At 67.0% G+C, this 20,745-nt stretch carries 20 protein-coding genes; 14 read left to right on the top strand and 6 right to left on the bottom strand.

The window, feature by feature from the left end:
- The first annotated feature begins 168 nt into the window (after nucleotides 1-168).
- Nucleotides 169-813: a pyridoxal 5'-phosphate synthase glutaminase subunit PdxT gene (gene pdxT / locus ACIA8C_RS18155; RefSeq protein ID WP_397135959.1), complete on the top strand. Its 645-nt coding sequence runs from the start codon at nucleotides 169-171 to the stop codon at nucleotides 811-813.
- A gap of 116 nt (nucleotides 814-929) precedes the next feature.
- Nucleotides 930-1,682 (top strand): YebC/PmpR family DNA-binding transcriptional regulator, encoded by a 753-nt coding sequence (locus ACIA8C_RS18150; protein WP_397135957.1) that lies wholly within the window; start codon nucleotides 930-932, stop codon nucleotides 1,680-1,682.
- A gap of 308 nt (nucleotides 1,683-1,990) precedes the next feature.
- Here the strand turns inward: ACIA8C_RS18150 and ACIA8C_RS18145 are convergent, their stop codons facing one another.
- On the bottom strand, nucleotides 1,991-2,197 hold the full coding sequence (locus ACIA8C_RS18145) for a DUF5988 family protein (RefSeq protein ID WP_396991124.1): 207 nt from the start codon (nucleotides 2,195-2,197) through the stop codon (nucleotides 1,991-1,993).
- Between the two features lie 72 nt (nucleotides 2,198-2,269).
- Nucleotides 2,270-3,217, bottom strand: coding sequence for an NADP-dependent oxidoreductase (locus tag ACIA8C_RS18140; protein ID WP_397135955.1), 948 nt, complete (start codon nucleotides 3,215-3,217; stop codon nucleotides 2,270-2,272).
- 70 nt (nucleotides 3,218-3,287) lie between these two features.
- On the opposite strand from ACIA8C_RS18140, the gene ACIA8C_RS18135 reads away from it, so the two are divergent.
- The gene (locus ACIA8C_RS18135; RefSeq protein ID WP_397135953.1) at nucleotides 3,288-4,250 is read left to right on the top strand and encodes a GlxA family transcriptional regulator; all 963 of its coding nucleotides are present in this window, start codon (nucleotides 3,288-3,290) and stop codon (nucleotides 4,248-4,250) included.
- 34 nt (nucleotides 4,251-4,284) lie between these two features.
- Here the strand turns inward: ACIA8C_RS18135 and ACIA8C_RS18130 are convergent, their stop codons facing one another.
- Entirely contained in the window at nucleotides 4,285-5,757 is a 1,473-nt protein-coding gene (locus ACIA8C_RS18130; RefSeq protein WP_397135951.1) for an alpha/beta hydrolase-fold protein, read from the bottom strand.
- 111 nt (nucleotides 5,758-5,868) lie between these two features.
- Here ACIA8C_RS18130 and ACIA8C_RS18125 point away from each other — a divergent pair, with 111 nt between their 5' ends.
- The 4 genes from ACIA8C_RS18125 to ruvB all read left to right on the top strand — a co-directional run bounded on the left by ACIA8C_RS18125 (nucleotide 5,869) and on the right by ruvB (nucleotide 8,659).
- Complete coding sequence (locus ACIA8C_RS18125) at nucleotides 5,869-6,297, top strand: acyl-CoA thioesterase (RefSeq protein ID WP_397135949.1); 429 nt, start codon at nucleotides 5,869-5,871, stop codon at nucleotides 6,295-6,297.
- Nucleotides 6,298-6,401: 104 nt separating this feature from the next.
- Nucleotides 6,402-6,971 (top strand): crossover junction endodeoxyribonuclease RuvC, encoded by a 570-nt coding sequence (ruvC, locus tag ACIA8C_RS18120; RefSeq protein WP_397136556.1) that lies wholly within the window; start codon nucleotides 6,402-6,404, stop codon nucleotides 6,969-6,971.
- Entirely contained in the window at nucleotides 6,968-7,570 is a 603-nt protein-coding gene (gene ruvA, locus ACIA8C_RS18115) for a Holliday junction branch migration protein RuvA (RefSeq protein ID WP_397135947.1), read from the top strand. The genes ruvC and ruvA overlap by 4 nt, the downstream gene beginning before the upstream one ends.
- A 6-nt stretch (nucleotides 7,571-7,576) precedes the next feature.
- Nucleotides 7,577-8,659, top strand: a complete 1,083-nt coding sequence (ruvB, locus tag ACIA8C_RS18110; protein WP_397135945.1) for a Holliday junction branch migration DNA helicase RuvB — start codon at nucleotides 7,577-7,579, stop codon at nucleotides 8,657-8,659.
- 394 nt (nucleotides 8,660-9,053) lie between these two features.
- On the opposite strand, the gene ACIA8C_RS18105 is transcribed toward ruvB, so the two are convergent.
- Both ACIA8C_RS18105 and ACIA8C_RS18100 read right to left on the bottom strand, forming a co-directional pair.
- Nucleotides 9,054-9,653: a DivIVA domain-containing protein gene (locus tag ACIA8C_RS18105; RefSeq protein WP_397135943.1), complete on the bottom strand. Its 600-nt coding sequence runs from the start codon at nucleotides 9,651-9,653 to the stop codon at nucleotides 9,054-9,056.
- A gap of 148 nt (nucleotides 9,654-9,801) precedes the next feature.
- A complete protein-coding gene (locus tag ACIA8C_RS18100) occupies nucleotides 9,802-10,467 on the bottom strand; it encodes a TetR/AcrR family transcriptional regulator (RefSeq protein WP_397135941.1) in 666 nt (221 codons plus the stop codon).
- A 36-nt stretch (nucleotides 10,468-10,503) separates the two neighbouring features.
- Between ACIA8C_RS18100 and ACIA8C_RS18095 the strand changes: the two genes are divergently transcribed.
- A complete protein-coding gene (locus tag ACIA8C_RS18095; protein ID WP_397135939.1) occupies nucleotides 10,504-11,994 on the top strand; it encodes a flavin-containing monooxygenase in 1,491 nt (496 codons plus the stop codon).
- Nucleotides 11,995-12,043: 49 nt separating this feature from the next.
- Here the strand turns inward: ACIA8C_RS18095 and ACIA8C_RS18090 are convergent, their stop codons facing one another.
- Nucleotides 12,044-13,390, bottom strand: coding sequence for a hypothetical protein (locus ACIA8C_RS18090; protein WP_397135937.1), 1,347 nt, complete (start codon nucleotides 13,388-13,390; stop codon nucleotides 12,044-12,046).
- A gap of 356 nt (nucleotides 13,391-13,746) precedes the next feature.
- Between ACIA8C_RS18090 and yajC the strand changes: the two genes are divergently transcribed.
- The 6 genes from yajC (at nucleotide 13,747) to ACIA8C_RS18060 (ending at nucleotide 20,595) form a co-directional block, all read left to right on the top strand.
- Nucleotides 13,747-14,130, top strand: coding sequence for a preprotein translocase subunit YajC (gene yajC, locus ACIA8C_RS18085; protein WP_397135935.1), 384 nt, complete (start codon nucleotides 13,747-13,749; stop codon nucleotides 14,128-14,130).
- A gap of 173 nt (nucleotides 14,131-14,303) precedes the next feature.
- Nucleotides 14,304-16,022, top strand: coding sequence for a protein translocase subunit SecD (gene secD / locus ACIA8C_RS18080; RefSeq protein ID WP_397135933.1), 1,719 nt, complete (start codon nucleotides 14,304-14,306; stop codon nucleotides 16,020-16,022).
- 5 nt (nucleotides 16,023-16,027) lie between these two features.
- Nucleotides 16,028-17,251 (top strand): protein translocase subunit SecF, encoded by a 1,224-nt coding sequence (gene secF / locus ACIA8C_RS18075; protein WP_397135931.1) that lies wholly within the window; start codon nucleotides 16,028-16,030, stop codon nucleotides 17,249-17,251.
- Between the two features lie 16 nt (nucleotides 17,252-17,267).
- On the top strand, nucleotides 17,268-18,989 hold the full coding sequence (locus ACIA8C_RS18070) for an ABC transporter substrate-binding protein (RefSeq protein ID WP_397135929.1): 1,722 nt from the start codon (nucleotides 17,268-17,270) through the stop codon (nucleotides 18,987-18,989).
- A 37-nt stretch (nucleotides 18,990-19,026) separates the two neighbouring features.
- Nucleotides 19,027-19,599, top strand: coding sequence for an adenine phosphoribosyltransferase (locus ACIA8C_RS18065; protein WP_397135927.1), 573 nt, complete (start codon nucleotides 19,027-19,029; stop codon nucleotides 19,597-19,599).
- Between the two features lie 117 nt (nucleotides 19,600-19,716).
- Complete coding sequence (locus tag ACIA8C_RS18060; protein WP_397135925.1) at nucleotides 19,717-20,595, top strand: GNAT family N-acetyltransferase; 879 nt, start codon at nucleotides 19,717-19,719, stop codon at nucleotides 20,593-20,595.
- Nucleotides 20,596-20,745 lie beyond the last annotated feature (150 nt).

Below are 20,745 nucleotides of genomic sequence, written 5' to 3'. Positions count from 1 at the left end.
GGCACGGACCGTATTCGCCTCTCCGCGCGGCCCGGGGACCTTGCGCGGCAACACAGCTATCACTCTGCGAGTGTCGACCCGTTCCGGCCGCGCGGACCCTCCCGTTGACGGAACCCTGACGGCGACCGTGAGCAGGCCCACACCGCGGCGCCTCGTAAACTTTCCGACGTGAACGCTTCCCCGGTCGCCGCGCCCGCCGCCGACCTCGCCCCGACCGGCCCCACCATCGGCGTGCTGGCCCTGCAGGGCGACGTCCGGGAACACATTGCGGCCCTCGCGCACTGCGGCGCCGAACCCGTGCTGGTGCGCCGCGCGTCCGAGCTGGCCGCGGTGGACGCGCTGGTGCTGCCCGGCGGCGAATCGACGGCCATCAGCAAGCTGCTGGAAGTCTTCGAACTGCTCGAGCCGCTGCGGGCGCGACTGCGAGATGGCATGCCCGCCTTCGGTTCCTGCGCGGGCATGATCCTGCTCGCCGACGAGGTGCTCGACACCCGCCCCGACGCGCGGCACCTGTCCGGCATCGATATGACGGTGCGCCGCAACGCCTTCGGTCGCCAGGTCGACTCCTTCGAGGTCGACCTCGACTTCACCGGACTCGACGACGGCCCGATGCGCGCGGTGTTCATCCGGGCACCCTGGGTGGAGCGCGTCGGCGACGGCGTCGAGGTGCTCGCGACCGTGCCCGACGGACCGTTCGCGGGCCGCATTGTGGCAGTGCGGCAAGGGAAGGTCCTCGCGACGTCGTTCCACCCGGAGGTCACCGGCGATCTTCGGGTGCATCGCATGTTCGTGGACCTCGTCCGGGACGTGTAGTTCACGCGCCGTTCAGACCGCGATGACCGGCCGAGTAGGCTGGAGAAGTTGTTCGTCCGGCCAGGCCGGTACGGTACACACCACCAAACGTGCCATCGACCTGAAGGAAGTAGGGAATGAGCGGCCACTCCAAATGGGCCACCACCAAGCACAAGAAGGCGGGGATCGACGCGAAGCGCGGCAAGCTCTTCGCCAAGTTGATCAAGAACATCGAGGTGGCGGCCCGCACGGGTGGCAGTGACCCCGCAGGCAACCCGACGCTGTTCGACGCCATCCAGAAGGCGAAGAAGTCGTCGGTCCCCATCGACAACATCGAACGCGCCCGCAAGCGCGGCGGTGGTGAAGAGACCGGCGGCGCCGACTGGCAGACCATCATGTACGAGGGGTACGGCCCCAACGGTGTCGCGGTGTTGATCGAGTGCTTGACCGATAATCGCAACCGCGCCGCCGGCGAGGTCCGGGTCGCGATGACCCGCAACGGCGGCAACATGGCCGACCCCGGTTCGGTGTCGTACCTGTTCCATCGCAAGGGCGTCGTGACGCTGGAGAAGAACGGCCTGTCCGAGGACGACGTCCTGATGGCCGTGCTCGACGCGGGCGCCGAGGAGGTCAACGACCTCGGTGACTCCTTCGAGATCATCAGCGATCCGAGCGACCTGATCCCGGTGCGCAAGGCGCTGCAGGCCGCCGAAATCGACTACGACTCCGCCGAATCCGGCTTTCAGCCGTCGGTGTCGGTCGAGGTGGACGCCGACGGTGCCCGCAAGGTGATCAAGTTGGTCGACGCGCTCGAGGACAGCGACGACGTGCAGAACGTATACACCAACGTCGATATTTCCGACGAGATCCTGGCGCAGCTCGACGAGTGAGGTGCAGAACGTAGCTGCATCCGATGGTCGACATCTCCGACGAAATCCTGGCGCAGCTCGACGATTAGTCCGCCAGGTTCTCGTAGTACTGCTTCATCGAGGGGTAGTAGTCCTCCCACTCGGGGCGGTCCGCGTCATCGCGGGCCGCCCCGAGTGCGTCCAGGTAGTACGCCTAGCCGGGGCCGACCTCGGCGATCGGCGCTTCGGGCTTCAGATGATGGGTTGAGTTGCCCGCTGCTTCCCGGGCGGACCGAAGGAAGGCGGCCGGTCGATGATCCGACCGGCCGCACAGGACGATTATTCGCGCGTCACTTCGGCAGTTCGGTCCGGCTGGACCACTCGTAAACACGCAACCGCCCCTCCGGGGTGTCCTTCTCCTTGCGGGTCACCTTGAAGTGTTCGTAACCACCCTTGAACGGGACTTTCAGTTCGACCCCCGGCGGGGTGATGGGAACGATTCGCGCGGGCATGTCTTTCGGCCCGCCCTCGAGGACAGCCTTCACAACAGTGCTCATCATCGGATGGTAGAAGCGTGACCGTCCCGATTTCGCGGATTCACCGAAGCGCCGCGCGGAAAAATTTCGGTGTCAGGGCACAGTGACAACCAGTTTGCCCACGGTGCGACCGTTCTCGCCCAACGCATGCGCCTTCGCGGCGTCGGTCAGCGGGAAGGTGCCCGCGATCGTCGGACGCAACTCACCGGATTCGACGAGCCCGGCGAGCGCGACCATGCCTGCGTGGTCGTCCTCCACCAGCAGGCGCAGCGCGCGCACGCCGAGCTTGCTCGCCTCGCCTGCCAGATCGAGCTCACCGAATGGGCGCAGCGTGACCAGCAGGCCACCCGGACGTAATGTGCGCAGCGAGCGAATGCTGTTGTCGTCACTGGTCGAATCCAGCACCACGTCCACCTCGCGGACCGCTTCGGCGACATCGGTGGTGCGGTAGTCGATCGCCTCGTCGGCGCCGATACCGCGCAGGAATTCGTGATTGGGCGCGCTGGCCGTGCCGATGACGTAAGCGCCGCGCGCCTTGGCGATCTGCACGGCGAAGTGCCCGACACCGCCCGCCGCCGCGTGGATCAACACCCGCTGACCTGCCCGCAAGTCGGCGGTGTCGACCAGAGCCTGCCAGGCGGTGAGTGCTGCCAGCGGGATCGCGGCGGCCTGCACATGATCGAGGCTCGCGGGTTTGCGGGCGAAGGCGCGGGCGGGGCCGACGACGTACTCGGCCATCGCGCCGTGACCGTTCGGGTACGGCAGCATGCCGAAGACCTCGTCGCCGGGTTGCCACAAGGTCACGCCGACGCCGATTTCAGCGACCTCGCCGGACACGTCCCAGCCGAGAACGAAGGGCGGTTGGGGTAGGAAGGCGCCCGCGTTGGCGCGGTGCTTCCAGTCGGTCGGGTTGAGGCCGGTCGCACGCACCCGCACCAGAATCTCGCCGGGACCGGGCGCCGGGCGGGGGAGTCGCACCTCGGTGAGTACCTCCGGGCCGCCGAGGCTGTCCTGGCTGATCGCACGCATATTTTCACTCATTGCACCGAGTTTGCCGCTCCGGCGCCGACCGGTAAATGGCATGATTGCCATTCTTCGATATGATCGTGCCATGACGTCTTCGGTTCATCGAGTCGCGGTGCTGGCGCTCGACGGGGTCTATCCGTTCGAGCTCGGCATCCCGAACCGGGTATTCGGCAGTGCGGGCGGCCGATACGAGGTTCGTACCTGCTCGCTCGACGGCGAGCCGGTGCGCACTGCCGCGGATTACTCGATCGCCGTCGCGCACGACAGCGGCATCATCGACACCGCCGACACCGTGATCCTGCCCGCCTGCGACATCGCGATGACCCTCGACGGCGACCTGCCTCAGCCGGTGCGCGACGCGCTCGCCCGAATCCGGCCCGATGCGCGGCTCGTCGCGATCTGCACCGGCGCGTTCGTCGCGGCCGCCGCCGGTTTGCTCGACGGGCGTCCGGCGACCACGCATTGGCATGAGGCCGCCCTCTTCCGGCGCACGTTTCCGCGCGTTCGCCTCGATCCCGACGTGCTCTACATCGACGACGATGACATCCTCACCTCCGCGGGCGCGGCGGCCGGTATCGATGTGTGCCTGCATCTCGTGCGCCGCGACCACGGCAGCGCGGTCGCCAACGCCGTGGCCAGGCGCTGCGTCATCCCGCCGTGGCGCGACGGCGGGCAAGCTCAATACATCGAGCAGCCCGTGCCACCGGCCACCTCGGCAGGCACCGCCGCCGCCCGGCAGTGGGCGCTGGAAAACCTCCACCTACCGCTCACGATCGACGAACTCGCGGTCCGCGCCCGGATGAGCAAACGCACCTTCGCGCGCCGCTTCAGCGAGGAGGTCGGTATGAGTCCGGGCCGGTGGCTGATTCAGCAGCGACTGTTCCGCGCCCGCCACCTCCTCGAATCGACCGACATGACGGTCGACCGAATCGCGGGCGAGGTCGGGTTCGCCACCGGGACCTCGTTACGTCAGCACCTACACGAGGCGATCGGGGTCTCACCCCAGGCCTACCGTCGCACCTTTACCCAGACTCTCTCGCCTGTTTGACGCCGAGCGGCTGAAGCCGAATTACGCGGCCTTGTCAGGGCGTGTTGGGGATAGGGAGGCCGAGTCGAGCGGTGATCCAGGGCAGGGACGAGGTGAAGGCGGCCGAGGCGAACTGCCAGGTATGGCCGCCTTGGGTGGTGTGGATAGTGCAATCGATGCCGACTGCACGGCCTTGGTCGCAGAGCTTTTCGGCGGCCCCGACCTCGCCGGTGTCTTGGACGCCATCGTGGCCGCCCATTCCGGGGTTGTCGTCGTCCGTCGCGGGACGCGGCCCGCGCGGTGCACCATTGCCGGTGGGGTAGTGGCGCTGCGGTGGGGTGAGGTCGTCGAAAAGACCTGCGACACCGGTGTATTGGCCGTGTTTTGCCATGACGGTGAGCGGGTCGAAGGCGGCCCACTGGTCGGCGTTGCCGCCGAAGAGACGGGCGATGGTCTGGTCTTTGGTGCCGGAGACGGGCCCGATGTCACCCGCGATGTCGACGAAGGTGTGGATCAGTTCCGGGTGCATGACGGCCAGGTCGACGGCGCAGGTGCCGCCCATGGACCAGCCGACCACCGCCCACTGCGCGGGGTCGGCGGCGGCGCCGAAGCGGGATTCGAGGTAGCTCGGCACATCTCGGGTCAGATGGTCGGCGGCGTCGCCGCGCGGTCCGTTCACGCATTCGGTGTCGTTGTTGAAGCTGCCGCTGGAGTCGACGAAGACGAGGATCGGCGCGCGGCCGCCGTTGGCGGCGGTGAACTGGTCGACGGCGGGCATGATCTGTCCGCTGCGGATCCAGTCGGCGGGGGTGTTGAACTCACCGCCGATCATCATCACCACCGGCAACGTGGGCGGGGTCGGCCCGGCGAACCAGGCCGGCGGCAGGTACACGTACTCGGTGCGATGCGGAAAGTTGCTGCCCGAGTCGGGAATATCGACCGGCACGATCTTGCCCGTCGATACGCCGGTGTCGCGCAAGCCGTCCAGCGCGTCGAGGTCGGTCTGCTGCGGCAGCGGCCCGGCGGTGAGCGCACCCCACGCGGACTGCAGGGTGGGGTAGTAGCCGACCCACTGGTTGAGCACCAGACCCGTACTGAGCAGCGCCAGCGGAATGGCAAGCAGCGCAACCCCGCGCCGCCACCACCGCGCACCCCGCCAGCCGAGTACCGCGACGGCCAGCGCGCCCGCCGTCGCACCGATACAAGCCCACAGCAACGGGGGCGCGGGATCCGAGGCCAACCCCTGGTTCGACACGTACCACCGCGCGACCAGCGCACCGAGCACGCCGATCAGCACGCACACCGGCACCTGGATCAGCCACCACCGCCGCGTCCTTCGCGCCACGGCGACCAGCAAAAACACCACCGCGACGAGCTCGACGGTCAACGGCAGCCACCCGTGCAGCAGGGCGATCCCATGATGAAAGGTGTTCTGATAGTTCGGATTCAGATTCGCCGACGGCAACTGCGGGGCCGGTGGTGGCACCGGGATCGCGGGCGCGGCAAACGGCACTCCAAGGGCGGACACCTACGGCATTGTCGACACGGTTCCTCGAGACACCCTGTGAATCTGCTCCAGCCAACCTGGGTGGTTGCGCGCGGCCGAAACTTGTCGGTGGGTGCTGGCATAGTCGGCCTCGTGCCCTTCAGTACTCGCTTAGAAGTCCGTGTGTCCGACCTGGATCCGCAGTTGCACGTCACCGGCGCGGCGTATCACCAGTACGCCGACCACTCGCGGTTCGCCTGCGTGCAGGCGGCGGGGATCTCGGTCGATGAGTTGATCGCCGATGGGTTCGGGCCGGTCAATCTCGAGACGACGATCAAATTCCATCGAGAGCTACGCGGCGGTGACACGGTCGACGTGTCCTGCGCGTGGCTGTGGGGGACCGGCAAGACGTATCGCGTCGAGCAGATCCTCACTCGCGCGGACGGAGAGGTGGCCGCCACCGTGATCAACGTGAGCGGACTGCTCGATCTCAAAGCGCGACGTCTTGTCGCCGATCCGGCGCGTGAGTGGGCAGCCCGCGCCGGTAAACCGCAGCTACTCGGCTTCCCGGTAGCGCCGTAAGTCGCTCGGCAGACGGCCTGGTGCATCCCGTGTCGCTGGACCGTGAAAGACCCTGCCTCCGCTAGACTCTCGAACAGTTGTTCGTGTCTGCGAGAGGGGTTTTCGTGCGGGTGATGGGCGTCGACCCCGGGCTCACCCGGTGCGGCCTCAGCATTGTCGAGGGCGGTATCGGCCGGAAGGTGACCGCGATCGCCGTCGATGTGGTCCGCACCCCGCCCGACATGGACCTCGCGCATCGTCTACTCGAGGTCGCCAACGCCGCGGAATTGTGGCTGGACACGCACAAACCAGGGGCCGTCGCGATCGAACGGGTCTTCGCCCAGCACAATGTGCGTACCGCGATGGGCACGGCGCAGGCGGGCGGCGTGATCGCGCTGGCGGCCGCGCGCCGCGGCATACCGGTCGCGTTCCATACGCCCAGCGAGGTGAAGGCCGCGGTCACCGGCAACGGCACCGCGGACAAAGCACAGGTCACGGCCATGGTGACGCGAATACTCGGCTTACCGGTCGCGCCGAAACCGGCCGACGCGGCGGATGCGCTCGCGCTGGCCATCTGCCATTGTTGGCGGGCGCCGCTGATGGAGCGGATGGCCAAGGCCGAAGCCCAAGCGGCCGAGGCACAACGCAAGTACGCGGAACGGCTTGCCGAACAACGGAAGGCGGTACAGAGGTGATCGCGTCGGTACGCGGTGAGGTGCTGGAGATCGCACTCGACCACACGGTGATCGAGACGGCGGGCATCGGTTACCGGCTCAATGTCACCCCCGCGACGCTGTCCACGCTGACCCGCGGCGAGGAAACCCGGCTCTACACCGCGATGATCGTCCGCGAGGACTCGATGACGCTGTTCGGCTTCGCCGACACCGAGGCGCGCGACCTGTTCGGTCTACTGCAAACGGTGTCCGGCGTCGGCCCCCGCCTGGCCATGGCGGTGCTCGCGGTGCTCGAACCCGAGGCGCTGCGCAAGGCGCTCGCCGAAAGCAACGTCGCCGCGCTCACCCGGGTGCCCGGCATCGGCAAGCGCGGTGCCGAACGCATGGTGGTCGAGCTGCGCGACAAGGTGAATCTCGTTCCGGTGCAATCCGGCCCGCCCGGTGCCGCCACCCCGGTCATCACGCCGGTGCGCGACCAGGTGGTGGAGGCACTCACCGGCCTCGGCTTCCCGGCCAAACAGGCCGAGCAGGCCATCGACTCCGTCCTCGCCGAACAACCCGCCGCCGACACCTCCGTCGGGCTGCGCGCCGCACTCAACCTGCTCGGCAAGAACCGGTAGCACCGCATGGATTACCAGGAGGAAGCGGACGAATCCCAGGTCACGCCAAGCTATTTGAAGTCCGACGGCGAGATCGAGGCCAGCCTGCGCCCGAAGTCGCTCGACGACTTCATCGGTCAGCCGCGCGTGCGCGAACAGCTCGCACTGGTGCTGCGCGGCGCCAAACAACGTGGCGGCACACCGGATCACGTGCTGTTGTCCGGCCCGCCCGGCCTCGGTAAAACCAGCATGGCGATGATCATCGCGACCGAACTCGGCACCGCGCTGCGCATCACCTCCGGTCCCGCGCTGGAACGCGCGGGCGATCTCGCGGCCATGCTCAGCAACCTGGTCGACGGTGACGTGCTGTTCATCGACGAGATCCACCGCATCGCCCGCCCCGCCGAGGAAATGCTCTACCTGGCGATGGAGGACTTCCGCGTCGACGTGGTCGTCGGCAAAGGACCCGGCGCGACTTCGATCCCGCTCGACATCGCCCCGTTCACCCTGGTCGGTGCCACCACCAGGTCCGGTGCGCTGACCGGCCCGCTGCGCGACCGCTTCGGCTTCACCGGGCACATGGACTTCTACGACCCCGACGAGCTGTTGCTCATAATCCTGCGTTCGGCGCAGATCCTCGGCGTGCAGATCGATCGCGAGGCCGCCGCCGAGATCGCAGGCCGATCCCGCGGCACACCCCGCATCGCGAACCGCCTGCTCCGCCGAGTCCGCGACTACGCCGAGGTCCGCGCCGACGGCCTGATCACCCTGCCCATCGCACGGGCCGCACTCGAGGTGTACGACGTCGACGTGCTCGGCCTGGACCGCCTCGACCGCGCCGTACTCACCGCCCTGGTACGCAGTTTCGGCGGCGGACCCGTCGGCGTCTCCACCCTCGCGGTCGCCGTAGGTGAGGAGGCCGCCACCGTCGAAGAGGTCTGCGAACCCTTCCTCGTCCGCGCGGGCATGGTCGCCCGCACCCCCCGCGGCCGCGTAGCCACCGCCGCCGCCTGGGAACACCTCGGCCTAGTCCCACCCCCCGACCTGGTCTTCGGCTCCATCGAAGTCCGAGGCCGCACCCCCCAACCCACCCTCGACCTCTTCGAATAAGCACCGACGTGAGTCAAATGGTCGCTATCGAAGATCATTTGGCGACCTTTTGACTCACGTCGATGGGTCGGTGATCTTGGTGGGGGGCGAAAGTCTCAGGTGCTGCGCACAGTTCGGTGTGGTGTGCAGAGTCTGTTGCGGCGCAGGAGCCCTGGACGTCGGTTCCCTCCGGGGCCGGAGCCTCAGCCGCCGGCCACCCTTTACCGGTTCGAGTGAGCATTGACGTGAGTCAAATGGTCGCTATCAAAGATCATTTGGCGACCTTTTGACTCACGTCGATGGCTCGGTGATCTTGGGGGCGAGAGTTCCAGGTGTTGCATGGGCGTGCGTGAAACCGTCAGCAATCTTGGGCGCGGTGGACGAGGAGGTCCGGGGGTTGGTTCAGCGGGAGGTGCTACTCGACGGCGTCGCGGTGCAGGGTCCAGCGGTGGTGTTGGTGTTCGGCGTGCTGTAGGGCTGTGACGACCAGGTCCATGAATGCGTCCACCTCGTCGCCCTGGTATCCGCGGGTCCCCAGCCTTGCGCCACTGAAACGCACCGAGCGCACGTCGGCGACGGTCAGGCTGCCGGGCCCGCCGTGTGCGAGGGTCGCGGCGACCAGGTCGAGGAAGGCGTCGACCTCGTCTTCGTGGTACCCGCGACGACCAACTGGCGCGTAGGTGAACCGCATGCGTTGGACGTCGTCCGGTGTGAGTATCGACTGCCCGTTGCCGGAAGGTGCGGGCCGCGCGCCGCGTTGCCGGATCTCGAGCTCGACCCGCACCTGATCCAGGTACTCGTCGACCTGGTCGGCGCGATATCCGCGTCCGCCGGGCCGCGGTGCGCCGAAGGTGACGTGCCGCAGATCGTCGGCGGCGAGGGCGCCCTGTCCGGCCATGGTCGCGGCGACGAGGTCGAGGAACGCGTCCACCTCGTCCGCGTGGTAACCACGCTGCCCGAATGGTGGTGTCGCAAAACTGATTCGGCTCACATCCTCGGGGGTCACGGGCGACATTCTGTCAGGCCCGGTGCGCCGGTCCGTCGGAATGTGCGTTTTTCGTACTCCCTGGTCTCTTGCGACCACGAGCGCCCCCTGGCGGACACGTCGGAACTGTTCCCTCACCTTAACGCCGGCAGGCCCGTCAGGGGGCTTATCGATTTGCTCAGTCCTTGCGGACACCGTCGATCAGCAGCCGTCGGATGGCCTCGTTGAGACCACGGATGGCCCCCTCGTCGTTGTCGCGCAGGCCGTGCACGATGCCGGCGAGCAGCATGCCGGTGACCGCCCGCGCGGTATTGACGGTGTCCAAATCCGCTCGCAGATAGCCGAGTTCGACGCCGTGGTCGAGATAACCCGCGGTGAGCGCGTCGGCCATGTCGAGCAGGCCGTATAGGCGCGCGGTCAGTTCTTCGTCGATGCCGGGCGCGTGCACGAGCAGCAACTGGGCGACGCGGCGGTCGTCCATCAGGATGTGCGTCAGCGCCTGGCCGATCCGGTCGGTCTGCGCGCGGTATTCGTCCAGCGTGGTGGCGGCGTCGGGGGCGTTTTCGGTGCCGAGGGCGTCGATGATCTTGGCGGACAGGTCATCGATGACGTGGTCGATGATGTCGCGTTTGTTGCTGAAGTAGCGGTAGAAGGTGCCGTGCCCGATGCCGAGGTGACCGGCGATGTCCGCGATCCCGGTGCCGTGATAGCCCTTCTCCGAAAAGCAGACGAAGGCGGTGTCGATGATTTCCTGGCGGAGCTCGGCTTTGCGCCGCTCGGCACGCGTCAATGGCTTCGTCACGCCACCGATGATACAGTCGTCACAAACGGAATGATGTGTCATTCTGTGATAAGCGGTTCACATACCTGGAGGTTCGGAGTGGCGCCTCAGTACGACGCGGTCGTGGTCGGTGCGGGATTCGGTGGCATGGGGGCGGGCATCGAGCTCGATCGACTCGGCCTGAGCAACTACGTGATCCTCGAACGCGAGGACGATCTCGGCGGCACCTGGCACGTCAACCATTACCCCGGCCTGGCGGTCGACATCGCCTCGGTCACCTACTCGTACTCCTTTGAGCCGAACCCGTATTGGACGCGCCTGTTCGCGCCGGGCGCGGAGCTCAAGAAGTACGCGGGCCATATCGCGGACAAGTACGGCCTGCGCCGCCGCATGCGGTTCGGCACGGTGGTCGACGGCGCCCGTTGGGACGAAGAGCACCAGCAGTGGGTGGTATCGGTCGCGGGCGGTGAAACCCTCACGGGCCGTTACCTGCTCACCGCGACGGGCTTCCTGTCGCAGCCCTACACCCCGCCGTTCCCCGGCATCGATTCGTTCGCAGGCAAGATCATCCACACCACCGCGTGGGAGGACGATTTCGACCTCACCGATCGCAAGGCGGCGATCATCGGCACCGGCGCTACCGCCGTGCAGCTGGTGCCCGAGGTGGCCAAGAAGGCGAAGGCGCTCACCGTCTTTCAGCGCACCCCGATCTGGGTGGTGCCGAAGATCGACGCCGCCATTCCGGGCTCGGTGCAGAAGCTGTTCGATCGGGTGCCTGCCACCCAGAAGGCCGCGCGCCTGTTCAACACCAGCCTGCTCGAGGCACTCATGGTGGTCGGCGTGCTGCACTACACGCAGGCCAAGCCGCTCAACAAGGCCGCGGGAATCCTTGCCAAGGCGCACCTGCGTACCTCGGTGCGGGACAAGGAAACTCGCAAGCAGCTCACCCCGCACTACGATTTCGGCTGCAAGCGTCCCACCTTCTCCAACACCTACTTCCGCAGCTTCAACAAGCCGAATGTGCGCCTGGAGACCAACTCGATCGAGCGCATCGAGGCCGACGGCATCGTCACCGCCGACGGGCACAAGACCGAGATCGACACGCTGATCCTGGCCACCGGCTTCAACCTGTGGGACGTGAACTTCCCGGCCATCGAGATCATCGGCCGCGACGGCGTCAACCTCGGAAAGTTCTGGCGGGACAACCGTTTCCAGGCCTACGAGGGCATCACCGTGCCGAAGTTCCCGAACTTCCTCAGCCTCAACAGTCCGTACTCCTACAGCGGCCTGTCCTACTTCACCACCATCGAGGCACAGATGAAGCACATGGGACGGCTCTTCGCCGAGCTGTTCCGCCGCGGCGAGGAAACCTTCGAGGTGACCGAGCAGGCCAACGCCGGTTTCCTGGATCGGGTCACCGACAAGCTCGGCACCTCGGTCTTCTACGGCGGCAACTGCTCCACCGCGCGCAGCTACTACTTCAACCCGCACGGCGAGGCCGCGCTGCTGCGCCCGACCAGCACGCTCAACGCGCACCGCGAGGCGGTCAGCTTCCCGCTCGACGACTACGTCTACGGAAAGTCCGCCTGACCGAGCTCGCGCCAGCCCCGCCGGATCGGTTCCGGCGGGGCTCGCCGCGCTACTTGGCGATCTTGCGCAACACCCACTCCGCGAGCATCGGTGTCACCATCGAGTGCTCGGTATTGGTTGCGTTACAACAGAACTCGGTGAGCGCGGTGTGTTCGGCGGTCACCTTGCGCAGATCCTTGTCGAGCTCGACCTCCCAGCTCATCGGGTCGAAGTCCAACGCGATCGCACTGACCGACGGGACGAAGCAACTCCAGCGCTTCGCCTCTTCCATATCGATCCCGAGCGTGGTGGCGACCTGCCCGAACGAATCGAGCATGCCGCCCGGTGCGCCGTCGAACGGCGCGACCTCGCTGGTCGTCGAGCTGCGCGCGGTCAGCCCGAGGTGCATGCCACCGATCGGCTGCTTGTCGCCGAAGTCGGGCTGATACCGCGCGGTGGCGCTGCCGACCAGGCCGCCGAGGAATTTCTTTTCGAAGACGATCTCCCCGGCGGGCAGCGCGGGCCCGTGTCCGTCGCCACGCCCGTTCGCGACGCCGAGCCGCACCGGCCGCTGCGGGAAACCACCCAAATCGGCCATCTCCTGGACGAATTGGGCGCGCAACGGCGACGCGGTCGCGACCGGACCCGAATACCGCGCGTCCGCCACCCACGCCCACAGCAACTGCTGCGCCGCGGGGCTGCGAATCAGACTGGCCTTGCTCGCCTTACCCGGCGGCACCGTCTCGAAGAACTCGAAGAAGTACGCCATCTGCTGCAGGATCAGCGGAATCCACGCCCCGTTGTGCGGCGAATCCCAGGACAGATAGGTCCCGGTCCGATGATCCTCGTCGGCCCGTTCCATCGTGGCGAGCGCGTGCCTGGTGATCAGGCCGCCCATGCTCACGCCGCCGGTGATCAGCGGCGTATTGCCCTGCTGCTCGGCGATGACCTTTTTGACGCAGGCCCGTGCCACGCCCGAGTTGACCTGGATGTAGTCGTGGCGAGCGTCGAAGCCGAGCAGCACGATGTCGATACCCGCGGCGAGCAACTGGTCGAACAGGCGCTCACCGGCATCGGAATAGGGGTGGTTGAACCACTGCCATAGTCCGTCCATGTCGCTGGGACCGTAGTTGAATCCGTCGGCGAAGATCATGGGGCTGACCAGGCGCTCGTGCCCGGTCCCCAGATGGACCGCCGCCGTGCCCTTGCCGTATTTTCCGAGGTAGGGATGTTCGGAAACGAGCGGCCATTCGTAGTCCGGGCGCCGCGCGGGCTCGCCGTTCCTGGCGTCCGGGGTGCCGAACCATGGTCCTGATTCGGCGATCCGGGCCAGGTCGTACAGCTCCGGGGCGGCCAGATCCCCGGCAGCTTTCTGTAGCAGCGTTTTTACGTCGATTCTGGCTTCCTTGACCATCATCGTCCCCTTTGTGAAGGCACAGAAGGTCCCGAGACACGGCTCGAAGGTCGATGAGTTCGTGCGTAGATCAGGCTCCCCGGCAACGCCGTCGGGACATCCTGCGCGATGAATTCCCTGCGATTTCTACTGTAAGCCAACGGAATTCGGTACGGACAGGTTTCGAGCCGGAGAATTTCCTGGCAAACCGACCGGGCTATTCGGGCTCCGGTGCCGGCCGCGGATTCGCCGTGCGATATGGCCGATCGGCACAGCGGCGCTCCCCAGCAGGTGTGCCGGTGTGGCAGCGGAGACTTGAACTGGCAGACTGTCGGGGTACATACCTATCCCACCCACAAGACTAGGGACTGACTTCGACGATGGAACTTCTGTTTCCGCTGCTGCTGGTAGCCCTGCTCGTGCCGATGTTCCTCGGCGTCCGCCGCCAGAAGCGGGAAGCCGCCAAGGTCACGGAGATGCAGGACACCCTCAAGGCGGGCGACCAGGTCATCACCACGTCGGGGCTGTACGGCACCGTCGTCGATCTCGACGACACCACGGTTGATCTCGAGATCGCCGAGGAGGTCGTCACGACGTGGCTGCGCGCGGCCATCCGCGAGGTGCGCGTCGAGACCGAGCCGGTTGCCGACGACGCCGACACGATCGAGGTCGATTCGGCCGCTGCCGACACCAACGGCGCGCACGTGGCCGACGCTGTCGAGGAATCCGCCGCGCAGACCGAGACCCGGCTGACCAAGGACTGATGTCCTTCGGCGTGCCCGCGCGCCGGATGCCGCCGCGACCATGGCCTTGTGGCCGAAGCCGCGGCGGCGTCCGATCCGCGGGCCCCGCTTACGCCACTACTGTCCGCACCCGGCGTCGCTGGTGTGTGCCTGCCTGTTCCATTCTCGACTTCCCGCCTAGGAGATGACGTACTGTGCCACCTTCCCAGGGATCGGCGCATCCGCTCCGGCTGCTCGGCGTTTACGCCGCGCTGCTGGCCGTGATCTATGCGCTGGTGTTCTTCACCGGTGACAAATCCTCGACACCACGGCTCGGCATCGACCTTCAGGGTGGTACCCGGGTCACGCTGACCGCCCGAACGCCGGACGGCGGCAAGCCGAACCAGGACAGCCTGAAAAAGGCGCAGGACATCATCGAGAACCGGGTCAACGGCCTCGGTGTGGCCGGGTCCGAGGTCATCATCGACGGCGACAACCTGGTGATCACGGTGCCCGGTGACGACGGGCAGCAGGCGCGCGCGCTGGCGACCACCGCCAAGCTGTACATCCGCCCCGTGCTGAATGCCGTGCCCGCCGCCCAGCGCGGCCAGGCGCAGCAACCGGCACCGGGTGCGACGCCGACCGGTGCGCCGGGTGAGGTACCGCCCGCTCCGCCGGGCGACGCACCACCGGCCGCCCCGAACGCCCCTTCGGTCGGGGCGCCCGCCTCGGGCGGCGAGGCCGTGGAGCCGGCCCCGCAGCAGCGAGTGTTCCCGGCGCAGGGACCGACGCAGCCGCCCGCCGATCCGAACCTCACCCCGCAGGAACAGGCGACCAAGGACATCCAGGACGCCAAGAAGATCCGGCAGAGCGCCGACCCGACCATCCAGCAGGCCGCGATGGCCACGCTGGACTGCACCAAGCCGGATCCGTTGCAGGGCAACGACGATCCGACCCTGCCGCTGGTCGCCTGCTCCACCGACGGCCAGGAGATCCTGCTGCTCGACAAGAGCCGGATCGACGGCCAGGAGATCAAGAGCGCGAGCTCGGGCCTGAACACGCAGCAGGCGCGGCACGAGGTGTACCTCGAGTTCAAGTCCGGCGGTAGCGACGCGTGGGCCACGCTCACCGGCGAATACGTCAACAAGCGGGTCGCCTTCGTGCTCGACACCAAGGTGGTCAGCGCGCCGACCGTGCAGCAGGGTCCGCAGCAGGGTGGCCGCACCCAGATCTCGGGTAACTTCACCGCGTCCTCGGCCAAGGAACTGGCGAACACACTGAAGTACGGTTCGCTGCCGCTGTCGTTCCAGACCTCCGAGGCCGAGACGGTGTCGGCCACGCTGGGGCTGTCCTCGCTGAAGGCGGGCCTGCTCGCCGGTGCGATCGGTCTGGCCGTGGTCTTGTTGTACTGCCTGGCCTACTACCGCATGCTCGGGTTCGTCACCGGATTCTCGCTGGTGGCTTCAGGTCTCGCGGTCTACGGCATCATGGTGCTGCTCGGTAGATGGATCGGGTTCACCCTCGACCTCGCCGGCATCGCCGGCCTGATCATCGGTATCGGTATGACCGCCGACTCGTTCGTGGTGTTCTTCGAACGCATCAAGGACGAGATGCGCGAGGGCCGTAGCTTCCGGTCGGCCGCGCCGCGCGGCTGGCAGCGCGCCCGCCGCACGATTCTGTCGGGTAACGCGGTCAGCTTCATCGCCGCCGCGGTGCTCTACATCCTCGCCGTCGGCCAGGTGAAGGGCTTCGCGTTCACCCTCGGTCTCACCACCATCCTCGACGTCGTCGTGGTGTTCCTGGTGACCTCGCCGCTGGTGTTGCTCGCCTCCCGCACGAACTACTGGGCCAAGCCGTCGGTCAATGGGCTCGGTGCGATCCAGCAGGTCGCGCGCGAGCGGAAGGCGGCCGAGGCCGCACTCGGGAAGGCGTGAACGAGATGACGAACCACACGAGCACGTCGCGCACCCCGAACCCGGCCGAGACCACGGACGTGTTCACCGCGGTGACCGAGCAGCCCAAGCACGGCTTCTTCAACCGGCTCTACACCGGCACCGGAGCCATCGACGTCATCGGCAAGCGCCGGACGTGGTACCTGATCACCGCCGCCATCATCCTGATCTCGTTGGGCAGCATCATCTTTCGCGGCTTCAACTTCGGGATCGACTTCGAGGGCGGCTCGCGGATCCAGTTCCCGGCCCAGGGCGCGAGCACCAGCCAGGTCGAGGAGGTCTACCGCTCCGCGATCGGTACCGACCCCGTCTCGGTGCAGACCGTCGGCAGCGGCGGCAACGCCACCATCCTGATCCGCTCCGAGGCACTGGACTCGAAACAGGTTGACACGCTGAACAATGCGTTGTTCACCAAGTTCCAGCCCAAGGGCAAGGACGGCAACCCGAGCCGCGCCGCGATCAGCGCCTCGGACGTCAGCGAGACCTGGGGCAGCCAGATCACCCGCAAGGCGCTCATCGCGCTGGCGGTGTTCCTGGTGCTGGTCGCCGCCTACATCGCCATCCGCTTCGAACCGCACATGGCGATCGCCGCGCTGGCCGCACTGGTCTTCGACGTCACCGTCACGGCGGGCGTGTACTCGATCGTCGGCTTCGAGGTGAGCCCGGCGACCGTGATCGGCATCCTGACCATTCTCGGCTTCTCGCTGTACGACTCGGTGGTCGTGTTCGACAAGGTCGAGGAAAACACCAGGGGCATCCTGCATTTGAACCGCCGCACCTACGGCGAGCAGGCCAACCTGGCGGTGAACCAGACATTGATGCGGTCCATCAACACCGCCCTCATCGGCATCCTGCCGATCGTCGGCCTGATGGTGATCGCGGTCTGGATGCTCGGCGTCGGCACGCTCAAGGACCTGGCGCTCGTCCAGCTGGTGGGTCTGCTGGTCGGCACCTACTCCTCGATCTTCTTCGCGACACCGCTGCTGGTGTCGATCAAGGAACGTTGGGGTCCGGTCGCCAAACACACCGAGAAGGTCAAGGCCCGGCGCGCCGGGGTGGCCAGCGCGCGTGCGGGTGTCGAGGCGGAGCGCCGCGCGACCGCCGCGACCGGTCGCGGCTACGACGACGAACCGCGCAGGCCGAGGGAACCGGGGCAGGCGCCAAGGCCGGGCGCGCGCCCCAGCGGAAAACGGCAGAAGCGGCGGCACTGACACAGGCAGGGGTTTCATGCGAAAGCCAGGTAGCCGAGCAGTTCGCCTGATCGCGGTGTTGGCCGCGGGCACCATGGCCGCCGGGGTGGCGGCCGGGTGCTCCAGCAAGAACCAGGTGCCGTCCATCGGCTATGCCGTCGACGCCACCATCGCCAGCTACAACGGCGGAAGCACCCTCGGCGCGAGCACCGGATCGACCGCGGTGTTCAGCCGGGTGGTCACCGGGTTCTTCTACACCGGACCGGACGGCCAGCAGGTCGCCGACACCGACTTCGGCACCGCCAAGGAGGTGCCCGGCGACGTACAGACCATCCAGTACCGGCTCAACCCGGACGGTGTGTACTCCGACGGCGTGCCAACCTCCTGTGACGATCTGGTGCTCGCCTGGGCCGCGCGCAGCGGTCGATTCACCAAACCCGTTGACCGAGGCCAGGTTCCGCTGTTCGATGCGGCGAGCACCGCGGGCTACGCCGACATCGAGCGGGTCGACTGCCAGCCCGGTTCGCGCGACGCCACCGTGGTGTTCCGGCCGGACCGGCACTATTCGGCGTGGCGCAACCTGTTCACCGCGGGCGAGCTGATGCCCGCCCATGTCGCGGCCCGGGTGGCGAACGTGCCGAATGTGGTGTCCGCCTTGCAGACCGGTGATTCGAGCGGGCTCGGCCGGATCGCCGAATTCTGGAACACCGGCTGGAACTTCAGCTCCGGCAACCTCGACCTGACCCGATTCCCGTCGTCCGGGCCGTACCGAATCGAATCACTCAGCGACAAGGACGGTTTGGTGCTGGTCGCCAACGAGCGGTGGTGGGGCAACAAGCCCGCGACCGGCCGGATCCTGGTGTGGCCCAAGAACATCGACGTGAAGTCCAAGGTCGGCGACAGCGCCATGGGTGTCATCGATATCGGCAGCAAATCGGTGAAAGACCTGAACCTGGACGGGTTCCGGGTGCAGAACGTGCCGGGCCGCGGCGCCGAACAGCTGGTGCTGGCCACCGGGGGAGTGCTCGGCTCGGTCGACCTGCGCAGGGCGCTGGCCTTGTGCACGCCGCGCCAGGCGCTGTTCGACAAGCTCGGCAAGATGCCGGACGCGCCCAAAGACGGGCTCGGTGCGGGGCCGCTCAACGCGCATATCGTGCAACAGGACTCGCTGTTCTACCCGTCGATCATCGGTGCGGCGGGCAAGTTCAACGGCGGCGACGTGCAGGGCGCCACGCAGGCCGTCGCGGCGTCGCGGGCGAACAATCCGACCATCCGCATCGGGTATCTGCGTCCTGATGACCGCCGCGCGCAGACCGTGGCGATGATCACGGAGGCCTGTAAACCGGTGGGCATCACCATCGTCGACGCCGGGGCGCCCGATTTCACGCCGTCCCAGCTCACCGAGGGCAAAGTCGACGCCATCCTGGCGAGCACGGCATCCGCGCAGGGGCCGGCCGGGTCGCTGGCCGGGGTCGCGGCGGCGGGTGCGTTGCGCACCGGTAGCGGGCTCAATTTCGGCCGATTCGGTAACGGCCGTTACGATGCGATCACCGATCAGCTTGCGGCCGACGATAACTCGACCACACAGCTGAATCTGCTCACCGAAGCCGAGAACCTGCTGTGGGCGGAGTTGCCGAGCATCCCGCTGTTCGCCACCCCGCGCACCATCGCGTTCAGCGGTGGTTTGCAGAACGGGATAGCCGCGCCCAACCAAGCGGGATCCGGCTGGAACATGGATCGCTGGGTGCTGAAAAGGTGACAGGTGCTGTGGGTGTTGTGATGATGGAGAGGTGTCGATGAGTAAGCACGCGGCGATCGAATCCGACGAGCTAGCCGCCGATCGGACCGGCCGGGCCGCCGAAGCGGTCGAACGCCTCACCCGCTGGCGCGACGACTTCCCCACTCCCGGTGTCCGTTTCGCCGATCTCACGCCCGTCTTCGCCGATGCCGAAGGCTTCCGCACCGTCATCGACTGCCTCGCCTCCTGCGGCCCCGACGCAGACCTCGTCGCCGGCGTCGACGCCCGCGGCTTCCTGATCGGTGCCGCCGTCGCCGCCAGCCTCGGCACCGGCGTGCTCGCCGTCCGCAAGGCAGGCAAACTCCCGCCCCCGGTCATCACCCGCGAATACCAGCTCGAATACGGCACCGCCGCCCTGGAGATCCCCGCCGACGGCGTACCCCTCGCAGGCAAGCGCATCCTGCTCCTCGACGACGTCCTGGCCACCGGCGGCACCCTGGCCGCCGCGGCCGACCTCTTCACCCAAGCAGGCGCCGAAATCATCGCCGCCGCGGTAGTCCTGGAACTCACCTTCCTGAACGGCCGCGACCACCAGGGCAACTACCCCCTGACCTCGATCGTCAAGATCTGATCTATCGCCAGTGTGGGGCACCAGCATTAAAGTTTGATGCCCTATCCCTTAATAGGCTTGGCTTCTATGAAGGGATAATCAGTTCACGCCGCGCGGAGTTGTTCGTACCGTGGGCGGATGGATGGTGTAGCGGTCAGGTTGATGTGCGCGGATGACTTGGTCAATGCCGAGCGCGCTTCCGACGAGGTATTCCTCGACAGCGATCGGCGTGATCGACGAGTCAGCGAGCCTGAGCCCGAACCTCGATCGGAAAAGGCGGCCAAGCGGTGGGTCGACCGCATGCGCTACTTCCTCGAGGCCGACCCGCAAGGGTGCTGGGTGGCGGCCGACGGCGAGCGGATCGTCGGATTCGCGATCTCGCAGAATCGAGATCGGCTGTGGTACTTGGCAACCTACGGTGTACTGCCGGGTTTGCAGGGGCACGGCATCGGGAAGCGGCTGCTCGACGCCGTGCTGACGCATGCCGGGGATCGGCAGGGAATGTTCTCCTCCAGCGTGCATCCCGGAGCCACACGGCGGTACCGGCTGGCCGGGTTCTCGCTGCACCCGCAGATGCGGATGGTCGGCACAGTCGACCGTTCAGCGCTTCCGGCGGTGACCAGACTGTCCGACGGTTCGGCGGCCGACTTCGACTGGATGGACCGACTGGATCAGCAGGTTCGTGGGGCCGGACACGGATCGGACCATCAGTATCTGTTGAACAATCACCGTTTGGTCGTGTCCCGCGTCAAGGACAAACCGGGATATGTGTACATCGACGACCGAGGACGTCCGCATCTCCTGGCCGCCGGCGATCGCCGAACCGCGGCAGACCTGCTCTGGGAAGCTCTGGCCGCCGCGCAGGCAGACACCCTCGTCAACTGCATCACCACCGCCAACGAATGGGCAGTGGATGTCAGTTTGGCCGCAGGACTCGATATCGGCCAAGAGGGATACCTCGCCGTCCGTGGCATGCCGACTCCCGCGCCGTACCTGGCCAGCGGGCACTTCCTCTGAAAACGCCCACATAACATGCGGGGCTGTCATCGGCTACGACGACGAGGGACAGGTTGCGCGGGGTACGAGCTGACCAACATGTCGCAGAAGTCGCTCGAAGTCGGTGTGGCAGGAGACATCAGCCCGCCGAGAAGTTGGTCGTCACCTACG

The organism is Nocardia sp. NPDC051321, from assembly GCF_044455225.1.
Classification (GTDB): domain Bacteria; phylum Actinomycetota; class Actinomycetes; order Mycobacteriales; family Mycobacteriaceae; genus Nocardia.
This window is presented reverse-complemented; position numbering and strand designations above follow the sequence as displayed.

Bases quoted from the DNA above. Each gene is read 5' to 3' on its own strand.
- ruvB (WP_397135945.1), top strand. From the start codon at position 7,577: ATGGATTACCAGGAGGAAGCGGACGAATCCCAGGTCACGCCAAGCTAT.
- ACIA8C_RS18065 (WP_397135927.1), top strand. From the start codon at position 19,027: ATGAGTAAGCACGCGGCGATCGAATCCGACGAGCTAGCCGCCGATCGG.
- yajC (WP_397135935.1), top strand. From the start codon at position 13,747: ATGGAACTTCTGTTTCCGCTGCTGCTGGTAGCCCTGCTCGTGCCGATG.
- ACIA8C_RS18100 (WP_397135941.1), bottom strand. From the start codon at position 10,467: ATGACACATCATTCCGTTTGTGACGACTGTATCATCGGTGGCGTGACG.
- ACIA8C_RS18150 (WP_397135957.1), top strand. From the start codon at position 930: ATGAGCGGCCACTCCAAATGGGCCACCACCAAGCACAAGAAGGCGGGG.
- ACIA8C_RS18140 (WP_397135955.1), bottom strand. From the start codon at position 3,217: ATGAGTGAAAATATGCGTGCGATCAGCCAGGACAGCCTCGGCGGCCCG.
- ACIA8C_RS18145 (WP_396991124.1), bottom strand. From the start codon at position 2,197: ATGAGCACTGTTGTGAAGGCTGTCCTCGAGGGCGGGCCGAAAGACATG.
- ACIA8C_RS18070 (WP_397135929.1), top strand. From the start codon at position 17,268: ATGCGAAAGCCAGGTAGCCGAGCAGTTCGCCTGATCGCGGTGTTGGCC.
- ACIA8C_RS18060 (WP_397135925.1), top strand. From the start codon at position 19,717: ATGGATGGTGTAGCGGTCAGGTTGATGTGCGCGGATGACTTGGTCAAT.
- secF (WP_397135931.1), top strand. From the start codon at position 16,028: ATGACGAACCACACGAGCACGTCGCGCACCCCGAACCCGGCCGAGACC.
- ACIA8C_RS18105 (WP_397135943.1), bottom strand. From the start codon at position 9,653: ATGTCGCCCGTGACCCCCGAGGATGTGAGCCGAATCAGTTTTGCGACA.
- ACIA8C_RS18090 (WP_397135937.1), bottom strand. From the start codon at position 13,390: ATGATGGTCAAGGAAGCCAGAATCGACGTAAAAACGCTGCTACAGAAA.
- ACIA8C_RS18135 (WP_397135953.1), top strand. From the start codon at position 3,288: ATGACGTCTTCGGTTCATCGAGTCGCGGTGCTGGCGCTCGACGGGGTC.